A 12,585-nucleotide genomic window follows, 5' to 3' on the forward strand; every position below is an offset into this window, starting at 1 on the left:
CGGGGCACCCTTCGTCGGACTAGCCGACGACAGTCCAGGTGTCACGACCGGCGAGCAAGCTCGCAAGGTCGCCCTTGCCCTGCTGGACAACGGCCTTTTCGAGCTGCTCGGCCATCTCCGTGTCGTAGACGGGCCGGGAGACGTCCCGGAGAACGCCGATCGGCGTGTGGTGCAAGGTGTCGGCGTCGGCGAGCCGGGACAGGGCGAAGGCCGTCGTAGGCGAAGCCGCATGAGCGTCGTGGACGAGCACCCCCGCGGCGCCCTCCACCGTGACGTCGATGACCTTCAGGTCACCCGTGGCGGGGTCGCGGACGACGCCCTTGGAGCCGAGACCGTCCTCGGCGGGCGCGCCGAAACGGATCGGCTCGCCGTGTTCGAGCCGGATGACGGCGTCCAGCGCCGACTCCCGGTCCTTCAGGACCTCGAAAGCACCGTCGTTGAAGATGTTGCAGTTCTGGTAGATCTCCACCAGCGCGGTGCCCGAGTGCTCGGCGGCGGCCCGCAGCACCGACTGGAGGTGCTTGCGGTCGGAGTCGACGGTCCGGGCCACGAAGGACGCCTCGGCGCCGATCGCCAGCGACACCGGGTTGAAGGGCGCGTCCAGCGACCCCATCGGCGTCGACTTGGTGATCTTGCCGACCTCGGAGGTGGGGCTGTACTGCCCCTTGGTGAGCCCGTAGATCCGGTTGTTGAACAGCAGGATCTTGAGGTTGACGTTGCGCCGCAGCGCGTGGATCAGGTGATTGCCGCCGATCGAGAGGGCGTCGCCGTCACCGGTGACCACCCACACGCTCAGGTCGCGGCGCGAGCTCGCGAGCCCGGTGGCGATGGCCGGGGCGCGGCCGTGGATGGAGTGCATGCCGTAGGTGTTCATGTAGTACGGGAAGCGGGACGAGCACCCGATCCCGGACACGAACACCACGTTCTCGCGGGCCAGGCCCAGCTCCGGCATGAAGGACTGGACCGCCGCCAGGATCGCGTAGTCCCCGCAGCCGGGGCACCACCGCACTTCCTGGTCGGACTTGAAGTCCTTCATCGACTGCTTCGCCTCGGCCTTGGGCACCAGCGACAGCGCCTCAATCATTCGCACTCTCCTCCACGAGAGCCTTCGCGAGCTGCTCGGACTTGAACGGCAGCCCCGTGACCTGCGTGTATGAATGGGCGTCGACCAGATACTTCGCCCGCAGGAGGTGGGCGAGCTGGCCGAGGTTCATCTCGGGCACCACGACCTTGTCGTAGGCCCGCAGGACCTCCCCGAGATTGGCCGGGAAGGGGTTGAGGTGGCGCAGGTGCGCCTGGGCGATCGAGCCGCCCTCACGCCGGATCCGCCGGACGGCCGCTGTGATCGGCCCGTACGTCGAACCCCAGCCGATCACCAGGGTGCGCGCGGCGCCGCCGGGGTCGTCGACCACGACGTCCGGCACCTGGACGCCGTCGATCTTGGCCTGCCGGGTGCGGGTCATGAAGTCGTGGTTGGCCGGGTCGTACGAGATGTTGCCGGTGCCGTCCTGCTTCTCGATGCCGCCGATGCGGTGTTCGAGGCCGGGCGTGCCGGGCACCGCCCAGGGGCGGGCCAGCGTCTCCGGGTCGCGCAGATACGGCCAGAATTCCTCGCTGCCGTCCGCGGCCGTGTGGTTGGGCGCGGTCGCGAACCGTACCCGCAGGTCCGGCAGGTCCTCCACGTCCGGGATGCGCCAGGGCTCGGAGCCGTTGGCCAGATAGCCGTCGGAGAGCAGCATGACCGGGGTGCGGTAGGTCAGCGCGATGCGCGCCGCCTCCAGGGCCGCGTCGAAGCAGTCGGCCGGGGTGCAGGGCGCCACGACCGGCACCGGGGCCTCGCCGTTGCGTCCGTACATCGCCTGGAGCAGGTCGGACTGCTCGGTCTTGGTCGGCAGGCCGGTGGACGGGCCGCCGCGCTGGATGTCGATGATCAGCAGCGGCAGTTCGAGACTGACGGCCAGGCCGATCGTCTCCGACTTCAGCGCCACACCGGGGCCTGAGGTCGTGGTCAGCGCCAGCGAGCCGCCGAAGGCCGCGCCGAGCGCCGCGCCGATGGCGGCGATCTCGTCCTCGGCCTGGAAGGTGCGCACACCGAAATTCTTGTGCCGGCTCAGCTCGTGCAGGATGTCCGAGGCCGGGGTGATCGGGTACGAGCCGAGGAACAGCGGCAGTTCGCTGCGCTGGCCGGCGGCGACCAGGCCGTACGCGAGCGCCAGATTCCCGGAGATGTTGCGGTAGGTGCCGGCCGGGAAGGCGCTGGAGGCGGGCTGCACCTCGTAGTTGACCGCGAAGTCCTCGGTCGTCTCGCCGAAGTTCCAGCCCGCGCGGAAGGCGGTGACATTCGCCTCGGCGATGTCCGGCTTCTTCGCGAACTTCTTGCGCAGGAAGGACTCGGTGCCCTCGGTCGGCCGGTGGTACATCCACGACAGCAGGCCGAGCGCGAACATGTTCTTCGCCCGTTCGGCGTCCTTGCGGGCCAGACCGCTGTCCTTGAGCGCCTCCACCGTCAGCGTGGTCAGCGGCACCGGGTGCACCGCGTACGCCTCCAGCGACCCGTCGTCCAACGGGCTGGCGGCGTAGCCGACCTTCGCCATCGCGCGCTTGGTGAACTCGTCCGTGTTCACGATGATCTCGGCGCCGCGGGGCAGGTCCGCGATGTTCGCCTTCAGCGCGGCGGGGTTCATCGCCACCAGCACGTCGGGCGCGTCGCCGGGGGTGAGGATGTCGTGGTCGGCGAAGTGCAGCTGGAACGACGACACCCCCGGCAGGGTGCCTGCGGGGGCGCGGATCTCGGCCGGGAAGTTCGGCAGGGTCGAGAGATCGTTCCCGAAGGACGCGGTCTCCGAGGTGAAACGGTCCCCGGTGAGCTGCATCCCGTCCCCGGAGTCACCCGCGAAGCGGATGATCACCCGGTCCAGGCGCCTCGTCTCCTTCACCGGTTTGCGCTGTTCGCCGAGGACGTCACCGATCACCGGCGGATGCGACGGCTCCTGCGCTGGCGGCTCCGCGGTCGCGGAGCTGCTGCTGCTGACCTGGCTGGTCACTGAAACGGACCTCCCTCGAGGCGGCGGCTCACCGGTCATCGTACGTCGGTAAGGGTCGCCTTCCCCGTACGTCCCGGAATGTGGATGCGACCGCCCGACGTACTGTTAGACAGAGTGTCAACAAATCAGGAGTTCAGGTAGGTGAGGACCGCCAGGACGCGACGGTGATCCCCGTCACTCGGCGCCAGGCCCAGCTTCAGGAAGATGTTGCTGACGTGCTTCTCGACCGCTCCGTCGCTGACCACCAGCTGCTTGGCGACCGCCGAATTCGTCCGGCCCTCGGCCATCAGCCCCAGCACCTCGCGCTCGCGCGGCGTCAGCCCGGCCAGCACGTCCTGCTTGCGGCTGCGGCCCAGCAGCTGCGCCACCACCTCCGGGTCCAGCGCGGTGCCGCCCTCGGCGACCCGCACCACCGCGTCCACGAACTCGCGGACCTCGGCCACCCGGTCCTTGAGCAGATAGCCCACCCCGCGGCTGCTGCCCGCCAGCAGCTCCGTCGCGTACTGCTCCTCCACGTACTGCGACAGCACCAGCACCCCGATGTCCGGGTAGTCCTTGCGCAGCCGCACCGCCGCCCGCACCCCCTCGTCGGTGTGCGTGGGCGGCATCCGGACGTCCGCCACCACCACGTCGGGCGCCGCGCCCTCGTCCGCCAGCTCCCGGACGACCTTGATCAGCGCCTCGGCGTCACCGACACCGGCGACCACGTCGTGGCCCCGGTCGGTCAGCAGCCGGGTCAGGCCCTCCCGAAGCAGTACCGAATCCTCGGCGATGACCACCCGCACCTTGTCCTCCACCCGTTCCAGCCCCCGTAACGACCCTGTCTTCCCCAGCATCCCAGCATCGACGCGGTCATGGGGAATACGGTTCCAGCGGGCAAGGTTGCGCCCGCGGGTCCGGCACGGGTCGTACGAGAGCGGCTCGACGGACCCACGTACGGACACACGTACGGGCACAAGTACGGATACGACACAGGGCAAGAGGAGAGCGTGTGCGCGCGGTCGGTTTCGACGTCAACGGTGGTCCCGAGGTGCTGCGGCCGGTGGAACTCCCCGTCCCCGAACCCGGACCGGGACAGGTGCTGATCCGCGTCGCGTACGCGGGCGTCAACTACGGCGAAGTGCAGCACCGGCTCGGCGACTTCGGTCCGCCGGACGGGATCACGGTGCCCGGTATGGAGGTCTCCGGCGAGATCGCCGCGCTCGGCGACGACGTGGCCGGGCTGGCCCTCGGCGACCACGTCGCCGCCTACCTGCCCGACGGCGGCGGATACGCCGAATACGCCGTCGCGCCCGCCGACTTCGCCTTCCCGCTCGACGGGATCTCGCTGCGCGACGGCGGCGGCGCCGCGCTCGTCCTCACCACCGCGTACGGCGTCCTCGCCGGGGCCGCGCGGCTCACCGCCGGGGACTCCGTTCTCATCCACGCCGCCGCCGGCGGGGTCGGCTCGGCCGCCGCCCAGATCGCCCGGGCGCTGGGCGCCGCCGCCGTCCACGGCACGGTCCGCACCCCGGAGAAGGCGGAGTACGCCAAGCGGTTCGGCTACGACGCGGTGCTGCTGCGGGACACCTTCCCGGCCGACCTGGCCGCGACCGGCACCGAGGTCGACGTCGTCCTCGACCCGGTCGGCGGCCGCACCCGGCTCGCGAGCCTCGACGTCCTCGCCCCCTTCGGGCGTGTCGTCGTCTACGGCGACGCCGCCCGCGAGCCCGACCTGTCGCTGCCGGTCCTCCCGCTGTGGAAGCAGAATCGTTCCCTCTCCGGCTACAACATCGGCGATCTCGGCCGCCGGGCCCCGTCCGTCGTCCGCGGCCACGCCCTCGCCGCCCTCTCCCTCCTCGCCTCCGGAGCCATCCGCCTCGACGTCACCGCCGAACTCTCGCTCGCCGCGGCCTTCCAGGCCCACCACGCCCTGGAGGAGGGCACGAGCCGCGGAAAGGTGCTTTTGGCCATCGCCTGAAAGGGGCTGCCCCGTAGGGGCGCGGGGAACTGCGACCAGCCACCGTGGGGGTGCAGACAAAAAGCCGTCCCCAGCTGGGCAGACGCTGTCTGTTTCCCGACGCGCTACGGCAAGCGCGAAGCCCGCATGCGGTCCGGCCTGGGGCGGCCGGGGAAGAGGTCGGTGGCGGGTGACGGCAGGTCGTACATCGCGTGGAGGCGGCGGCGGACGGCCTCGACCGGATATTCCTCGGCGTAGACCGCGATCTTGAAGATGACGCCCTCCAGGACGCTGCGCAGCAGCACTTCCTCCAGCGCGGGATCCTCCGCCCCGCGCGCGGCGAACAGCTCGCGCAGGCCGTCCTCCAGGGCCACCACCCGCTCCTCCTTGCGCGCCTCGGCCGCCGCGAACCGCGGGTGCGTGGCCGGGTTCACCACGAGGCTGAGCGCCATCCGCTGCACCGGCACCGTCGTCGCCGCCGTACGCACGATGCCGTCGATGACCGCCGCCAGCCGCTCGTCCGGGCCGCCGGTCACGTCCAGGACGGCGGCCACCTCGTCCAGGTAACGGTCGAGCAGCTCGTCCACCAGGCTCTGCTTGCCGGGGAAGTAGTACGTGAGCAGCCCCCGGGACACCCCGGCCCGCGCGGTGATCTCCGAGACCGTGGCGTCGTGGAAACCCTTCTCCGCGAAGACCGCCAGGGCCGCCGCGAGGATCCGCTCCCGCGACCGGCCCCGCAATTCCTCGTTGGCCTCCGCCGATCGTGGCGACACCCCGTCTCCTCCCTGCTCGTCCTCCCCGCCCGCCCGGGACAACCCTGGCACCGCCCCCATTGTTACCCCACCCGCCAACTCCCCTTGCGGAGGCGGCCGTTGAGGTTGGGATTTTCCATTGACCGGCTGTACAGTCAACGCCCTCAAGGTCAGGGCTCCAGAGCGTGAGGAAGCACAGTGGCGAGCAAAGAAGAGATGAAAGCGGCGATACACGCCGCTTTCGACGCGGCCGTGCCGGACGGCGGCAGCTACACCAAGGTCTACGCCTCGGACATGAAGCAGAAGAACTTCGTCGTCTTCCGCAGCACCACCGTCTACAACTACGCGGTGGGCTTCCGGCCCGGCAGCACCGAGCTGGTGATTCTTCCGGTCGACGAGGAGAACGGGGCGATCGTCGCCGGGTCTCCGGTGACCATCACCGATGCGAACCGCGGAGCGGTGAAGAAGCGGGACCTCCAAGGGCGGTTCCACGTCGCCACGACGGACGGGCAGTCCTTCCGGCTCACCGTGATCCCCTCCGTCCCCAAGATCACCGCTGCCGCGTACCAGCTTCCTGTCGAGCAGCGCGACGAGTTCGCCGCTTTCCAAGGAGTACGGGACCTCATCTGCGCCTAACCCGCGCCCTCCGTACCCGCACCGTGCGGAGTGCGGTGCCCCTCCGGGGGGTGGGGCGCGTGAGGTCTCCTGCGGAGTGCGGTGAGTCAGGTCTTTTAGGGGCGCGGGGAACTGCGCGCTCAGCCCCCACCGGCCGGTGGTCGCAAAAACAACAGCGTCTGCCCCGCTGGGGGCGGTTTTTTTCCTGCGCCCCGGCGTGGGCTGAGCGCGCAGTTCCCCGCGCCCCTGAGGGTTACCGTCCTCCGCAGGAGCGAGACCTCGGGCACCGCACTCCGCAGGAGGGCGCCCTTCTCCGCGGGGGCGGGGTGGCGGGCTACGCCCGCCAGGGGAGTTCGGTGGTGATGTGGGTGGGGCCGCCGGCGGGGGAGTCGACGGCGAGGATCCCGTCGACGGAGTCGAGCCGCTCGGCGAGGCCGGCGAGACCGGAGCCGCCGGAAAGGGCGGCACCACCGCGACCGTTGTCGATGACCTGCATCATGAGGCGGTCGTCGGCCCGCCAGACATCGACGCTGGCGCGCGAAGCGCCACTGTGCTTGCTGACGTTCTGCAAAAGCTCCGAGACGGTGAAGTACGCGATCCCCTCGATCGCGGGCACCGGCCGCGCCGGCAGATCCACGGTCACGGAAACCGGCACCGTGCACCGCGCCGCCACGGCGGACAGAGCCGGCCCGAGCCCCCGGTCGGTGAGAATCGCGGGATGGATCCCGCGCGCCAGATCCCGCAATTCCTGAAGCGCGATCTTCACCTCGCCATGCGCCTCCTCGACCATGAGAGCCCCCGCGCTCGGGTCCTCCAGCAGCTTCTCCTTGGCGAGGCCGAGGTCCATGGCGAGCGCGACCAGGCGCGCCTGCGCACCGTCGTGCAGATCCCGCTCGATCCGCCGCAGATCGGCCGCCGCGGTGTCGACGACGACCCCCCGGTCGGACTCCAGCTCCGTGACGCGGTCGGCCAGCCGGGACGGCCCGAGGAGTCCGGAGACGAGGACGCGGTCGACGTGCGCCATCCCCCGGACCACCCAGGGCATGGTGAGGACGAGGGTGCCGCCGACGGCGACGCTGAGCGCCATGTCCAGCGGGGTGTGCAGCCACCAGCCGTGCCGGCCGTCGTCGCTGCCGTAGATCTGGAGGCCGTCCTGCCCGAAGTAGACCGGGAAGACCCACCGCCACAGTGGATAGGTGAGCAGCCCCCAGCCGTACGTGAAGAAGCTGATCGCGACGGAGAAGGTGAAGACGCCCCACGGGAAGTGCAGCAGCGTGTAGAGGGCGTGCCGCCAGTTGACGCCGCTGCCGAGCTGCGCGCCCAGCCGGGCGAGCAGGCCGCCCTTGGCGCGTACAGGGCGCGGGTTCTCCACGTCGAGCCAGAGCATCGAGCGGGCCCGGGACCGTTCGACCGAGCCGATCGCCCGGCAGCCGCCCAGCGCCAGCACCAGCACCGGCAGCCCGATGAAAGTGATCAGCAGGCCGGCGCCGAGCGAGAACATCGTCACGGTCCAGACGAAGCCGGTGATGCCCATCGGCAGATTCAGCAGCAGGTAGCCGAACTCGCGCCATGTGCGCGCCTCGAACGGGGCGCGCAGCGCCGGCGGCAGGCGGTGCTCGCGCTCGCGCCCGGCCGGCGGGATGCCGTAAGCCATGGTCGGTCCGTCCCCTCTGCTTCTTCTTCTCTTCCGTACCTCAAGAGTGGCCGGATCGCGCGCCCGCGCCCATGGTGCGGATCGGCGTCCTCGGGGTGGGGTTAGCCCTACCGCCCGCCCCGGCGGGAGGTCTCAGCGGCGGGCCGTGTCGCGGCGGAACTCCCGGTCGCGCCACGGCAGTTCGGCCGTCACCACGGTCGGCCCCGCGACCGGCGAGCTGACCACGAAGAGCCCGTCCACCGAGCGCAGCCGCTCACCGAGCCCGGCCAGGCCCGAGCCGCCCGACACATCGGCGCCGCCCCGCCCGTCGTCCCGTACCTGCACCATCAGCCGGTCGTCCGTACGCCACACGTCCACCGACGCCTGCCGGGCCCGGCTGTGCTTGCTGACGTTCTGCAGCAGCTCGGAGACGGTGAAGTACGCGATGCCCTCGATCGCCTCCGCGGGCCGCGCGGGCAGGTCCACGGTCACCGCGACCGGCACCGTGCAGCGGGACGCCACCGACGACAGGGCCGCGTCCAGGCCGCGGTCGGTGAGGATCGCCGGATGGATGCCGCGGGCCAGGTCGCGCAGCTCCTGAAGGGCCACCTTCACCTCGCCGTGCGCCTCGCCGACCATCCTGGCCGCCGCCTCCGGGTCCTCCAGCAGCTTCTCCCGGGCCAGGCCCAGGTCCATCGCGAGGGCCACCAGGCGGGCCTGGGCGCCGTCGTGCAGATCCCGCTCGATGCGGCGCAGATCGGCGGCGGCGGTGTCCACCACGACCCCGCGGCCCGACTCCAGCTCCGCGATCCGCCGCTCCAGCTGGTCCGAGGGCTGGAGCAGCCCGCGCACCATCGCCCGGTCGACGGTCGTCAGCCCGCGGGCGATGAAGGGCAGCACCGGCCACAGCACGAACAGCGACACCAGCGTCAGGGTGAAGGTGAGGATGCCCCACGGCAGCCGGATCCCGTAGTAGAGGCCGGTCCGCCACGCCACCGGGTCCTTCAGCGACGCCCACAGCCACGGCAGGAAGCCGAAGGTGCCGGTCCGCATCGGCCGCGGCTCCTCGACGCGCACGCCCAGCAGATCACGGGCCCGGCTGCGCTCCAGCCGGCCCAGCAGCCGGCAGCCGGCCAGCCCGTACGCCAGCAGGGGCAGTCCGATCACCGTGATCGACAGGCCCGCGCCCACCGTGATCACGGTCACCACGTAGACGAAGCCGATGATCGACACCGGCAGGTTCAGCAGCAGGTACCCGATCTCCTTCCACGTCACACGGTCGTAGGCGAACCGCACGGGCGGCAGCTTTTCCGGTGCGACGGGGTGGCGGGACGCGGACGAGGTGTTCATGGCTCAAGCCTGCCGGTGAACGGCACGACCGCGCCATGGGGTGCGTAGGCCGGGCGAGGGTGGGGTTATCCCCAGGACGGTGGGGGTTGTCCCCAGGACGGTGGGGTTGTCACCGGCATCGCCACCGACACGGGGGGCGTATCCCTGTGAAGCCAGGGCCTAGACTCCCTCCGTATAGATCGTCTAAAGATCCACAAGGATCGCTGGACACCACGGGTCAACGAGTGAACGAGGGGCGGACTACGGACGTGGACTACTTCCACGGCTACTCGGTCGTCGGCCTGGTCGCGGTCGTCGGCGTGCTCTTCGTGACCGTCGCCTTCGCGTCCGGCCGCCTGTTGCGGCCCGTCGTGCCGACGCGCGAGAAGATGCTCACCTACGAGTGCGGGGTCGACCCGGTGGGGGAGGGCTGGGCGCACACGCAGATCAAGTACTACGTGTACTCCTTCCTGTACGTCATCTTCGCCGTCGACGCGATCTTCCTGTTCCCGTGGGCCACGGTCTTCGCCGCGCCCGGCTTCGGCGCGACGACGCTGGTGGAGATGTTCGTCTTCATCGGCTTCCTCGCGGTCGGGCTGCTCTACGCATGGAAGAAGGGCGTCCTGGAATGGACGTGAACCCGGCCGTGACCGTCCCCACCGCTTCTCCTGTCGTGCCGGAGGTGCTGCCCGAGCCGCGCAGGCTCGGCGTGCTGTCCCGGCTGGCGCCGGAGCCGATGAAGGTGGTGCTCAACTGGGGCCGCCGCTACAGCCTGTGGGTCTTCAACTTCGGCCTCGCCTGCTGCGCCATCGAGTTCATCGCCGCGTCCATGTCCCGGCACGACTTCATCCGGCTCGGCGTGATCCCGTTCGCGCCCGGGCCGCGCCAGGCCGACCTGATGGTCGTCTCCGGCACCGTCACGGACAAGATGGCGCCCGCGGTCAAGCGGCTCTACGAGCAGATGCCGGAGCCGAAGTACGTGATCTCCTTCGGCGCCTGCTCCAACTGCGGCGGCCCGTACTGGGACTCGTACTCCGTCACCAAGGGCGTCGACCAGATCATCCCGGTGGACGTGTACGTGCCCGGCTGCCCGCCGCGGCCCGAGGCGCTGCTCCAGGGCATCCTCAAGCTCCAGGAGAAGATCGCGCGGGAGTCGCTGGGGGAGCGGTACGGTGCCGCCTCCGGCGCGGGGGGCTCCCGGCCCTCGGCCGCCGCGCTGACCAGCGGCCTGGTCACGCCGCCCGCTCCGCCCGCCTCGCCGTCGGAGGGGGCGCGGTGACGGGGTGGCTGCCGCGCGAGGCCGCGGAGATCTTCGGCGAGGGCGCCGTCGCGCAGGAGGCGTACGACCTGCTGACGGTCGACGTGCCGCCCGGTGAGTGGATCGCGGCGCTGACCGCCGCGCGCGACACCCTCGGCTGCACGTACTTCGACTGGCTGAGCGCGGTCGACGAACCCGGCACCGGCTTCCGGGTCTGCGCGCATGTCGTCGCCCTCGACGGCGGGGTGCGCCGGCTGCTGCTGCGGACGACCGTGCCGCACGAGGCCGCCGCCCTGCCGACCGCCACCGGCCTGTACGCCGGTGCCGCCTGGCACGAGCGCGAGACCCACGAGATGTTCGGCGTCGACTTCCCCGGGCACCCCGGCCTGGCGCCCCTCCTCTTGCCCGAGGAGTTCGAGGGGCACCCCCTGCGCAAGGACTTCGTCCTGGCCGCCCGCGTCGCCAAGGCGTGGCCGGGCGCCAAGGAGCCGGGGGAGTCCCACGACGGCGGGCCCAAGCGCCGCCAGATGCAGCCCCCGGGCGTCCCCGACCCCAACGACTGGGGCCCCCAGAAGGGCCAACTCCCCCCACCCCCCGCCCGCCCGCCCCGCAAAACCGCCCCCCCGGGCGAGCGCCCGCCCCGCCGCACCCGCACCGCAACGGAAGGCTCCGCCAGCCAGACCGCGGCCCCCGGCGAGCGCCCGCCCCGTCGTACCCGCTCGGCTTCCGAAGGCTCCGCGAGCCAGACACCCCCGCCCGCCCCCGCGGCGCCCCCGCGCAAACGCGTCCCGGACGCCCCGTGGGAACAACCGCAGGAGCCGCAGACCGAGCCCGCGGCAGCCGAAGATCCCGCGCCTGCGGAAAAGCCCGCCGCGAGCGAGTCGCCCGCCGCAGGCGAAAGTCCGGCCGCGGGCAAAGCCGCGCCGCCGACCGAGCCCGCCGCAGGCGAAGAGCCCGCAGCGGGCGGCGAGTCCGCGCCCGCGCACAAGCCCGCCGCAGGCGAAGGCGGGCCTGCGCACAAGCCCGCCGTGGGCGAAGGGGGTGAGGGGGCGTGAACGACACCCTTGATGTGCTGCTTCGCCTCGTGGGCGTGCTCGTCGTGTTCCTGGTGTTTCCGCTGCTCGTCGGGCAGACCGAGCACAAGGTGATGGCGCACATGCAGGGGCGGCTCGGGCCGATGTACGCCGGTGGGTTCCACGGGTGGGCCCAGCTGGTGGCGGACGGCGTGAAGTTCGCGCAGAAGGAGGACGTCGTACCGGCCGAGGCGGACCGGAGAATCTTCCAGCTCGCGCCGGCGATCGCGCTGCTGCCGTATCTGGTGGTGCTGATCGCGATCCCGGTCGGCCCGGACGGCTTCGTCGGGCAGGCCCTGGACGCGGGCCTGTTCTTCGTACTGGCCGTGATGGGCGTCGGCGTCCTCGGCTCCCTGATCGCCGGCTGGGCCTCGGCCAACAAATTCTCGCTGCTCGGCGGCCTGCGCACCGCCGCCCAGCTGATGGCGTACGAGCTGCCGATGCTCCTCACCGCCGCCTCCGTGGCGATGGCGGCCGGCACCCTCTCGCTGCCGGGCATCGTCGAGTCGTACCACTGGTGGTGGACGCCCTGGCAGATCGTCGGCGGCCTGGTCTTCTTCACCGCGGGCCTGGCCGAACTCCAGCGGCCCCCGTTCGACATGCCCGTCGCCGACTCCGAGATCATCTTCGGCGCGTACACCGAGTACACCGGCCTGCGCTTCGCGCTGTTCCTGCTCGCCGAGTACGCCGGCATCGTCGTGCTGTGCGCGCTGACCACCGTCCTGTTCCTCGGCGGCTGGCACGGCCCGTGGTCCGACGGCCTCGGCTGGCTGTGGACCCTGGTCAAGACCGCGGCCCTCGCCTTCGTCGTGATCTGGCTCCGGGTCAGCTACCCACGGCTGCGCGAGGACCAGCTGCAAAAGCTCGCCTGGACCGTCCTCATCCCGCTCTCCCTCGCCCAGATCGCCCTGACCGGCGTCGTCAAGGTGGTGATCTCCTAAG

At 71.2% G+C, this 12,585-nt stretch carries 12 protein-coding genes; 6 read left to right on the forward strand and 6 right to left on the reverse strand.

Translation table 11 applies throughout. The features are described from left to right. Positions 1-19: 19 nt before the first annotated feature. The 3 genes from BM076_RS10420 to BM076_RS10430 form a co-directional block, all read right to left on the reverse strand. Positions 20-1,084, reverse strand: coding sequence for a 2-oxoacid:ferredoxin oxidoreductase subunit beta (locus BM076_RS10420; protein WP_093713159.1), 1,065 nt, complete (start codon positions 1,082-1,084; stop codon positions 20-22). Continuing rightward, on the reverse strand, positions 1,077-3,044 hold the full coding sequence (locus BM076_RS10425; protein WP_245795953.1) for a 2-oxoacid:acceptor oxidoreductase subunit alpha: 1,968 nt from the start codon (positions 3,042-3,044) through the stop codon (positions 1,077-1,079). Before BM076_RS10425 ends, BM076_RS10420 begins: the two co-directional genes overlap by 8 nt. A 125-nt stretch (positions 3,045-3,169) precedes the next feature. Continuing rightward, positions 3,170-3,829, reverse strand: a complete 660-nt coding sequence (locus tag BM076_RS10430) for a response regulator transcription factor (RefSeq protein ID WP_093713389.1) — start codon at positions 3,827-3,829, stop codon at positions 3,170-3,172. A 206-nt stretch (positions 3,830-4,035) separates the two neighbouring features. On the opposite strand from BM076_RS10430, the gene BM076_RS10435 reads away from it, so the two are divergent. After that, the gene (locus BM076_RS10435; protein ID WP_093713161.1) at positions 4,036-5,004 is read left to right on the forward strand and encodes a quinone oxidoreductase family protein; all 969 of its coding nucleotides are present in this window, start codon (positions 4,036-4,038) and stop codon (positions 5,002-5,004) included. A 104-nt stretch (positions 5,005-5,108) separates the two neighbouring features. On the opposite strand, the gene BM076_RS10440 is transcribed toward BM076_RS10435, so the two are convergent. Next, positions 5,109-5,756, reverse strand: a complete 648-nt coding sequence (locus BM076_RS10440) for a TetR/AcrR family transcriptional regulator (RefSeq protein WP_245795954.1) — start codon at positions 5,754-5,756, stop codon at positions 5,109-5,111. Between the two features lie 195 nt (positions 5,757-5,951). Between BM076_RS10440 and BM076_RS10445 the strand changes: the two genes are divergently transcribed. Beyond that, a complete protein-coding gene (locus tag BM076_RS10445; RefSeq protein ID WP_218160063.1) occupies positions 5,952-6,371 on the forward strand; it encodes a hypothetical protein in 420 nt (139 codons plus the stop codon). Positions 6,372-6,684: 313 nt separating this feature from the next. Here BM076_RS10445 and BM076_RS10450 read toward each other — a convergent pair whose 3' ends face one another. Next, on the reverse strand, positions 6,685-8,004 hold the full coding sequence (locus tag BM076_RS10450; protein WP_093713164.1) for a sensor histidine kinase: 1,320 nt from the start codon (positions 8,002-8,004) through the stop codon (positions 6,685-6,687). Between the two features lie 132 nt (positions 8,005-8,136). Next, on the reverse strand, positions 8,137-9,333 hold the full coding sequence (locus tag BM076_RS10455) for a sensor histidine kinase (protein WP_093713165.1): 1,197 nt from the start codon (positions 9,331-9,333) through the stop codon (positions 8,137-8,139). Positions 9,334-9,581: 248 nt separating this feature from the next. Here BM076_RS10455 and BM076_RS10460 point away from each other — a divergent pair, with 248 nt between their 5' ends. From BM076_RS10460 to BM076_RS10475, 4 genes are read left to right on the forward strand one after another with little or no spacing between them, the layout of a single operon-like run. After that, the gene (locus tag BM076_RS10460) at positions 9,582-9,950 is read left to right on the forward strand and encodes an NADH-quinone oxidoreductase subunit A (RefSeq protein ID WP_245795955.1); all 369 of its coding nucleotides are present in this window, start codon (positions 9,582-9,584) and stop codon (positions 9,948-9,950) included. Continuing rightward, positions 9,941-10,591, forward strand: coding sequence for an NADH-quinone oxidoreductase subunit B (locus tag BM076_RS10465; protein WP_093713167.1), 651 nt, complete (start codon positions 9,941-9,943; stop codon positions 10,589-10,591). The genes BM076_RS10460 and BM076_RS10465 overlap by 10 nt, the downstream gene beginning before the upstream one ends. Then, positions 10,588-11,625 (forward strand): NADH-quinone oxidoreductase subunit C, encoded by a 1,038-nt coding sequence (locus BM076_RS37960; protein WP_093713168.1) that lies wholly within the window; start codon positions 10,588-10,590, stop codon positions 11,623-11,625. The genes BM076_RS10465 and BM076_RS37960 overlap by 4 nt, the downstream gene beginning before the upstream one ends. Further along, positions 11,622-12,584 (forward strand): complex I subunit 1/NuoH family protein, encoded by a 963-nt coding sequence (locus BM076_RS10475; RefSeq protein WP_093713169.1) that lies wholly within the window; start codon positions 11,622-11,624, stop codon positions 12,582-12,584. The genes BM076_RS37960 and BM076_RS10475 overlap by 4 nt, the downstream gene beginning before the upstream one ends. Position 12,585 lies beyond the last annotated feature (1 nt).

Source organism: Actinacidiphila alni (assembly GCF_900112845.1).
GTDB lineage: Bacteria > Actinomycetota > Actinomycetes > Streptomycetales > Streptomycetaceae > Actinacidiphila > Actinacidiphila alni.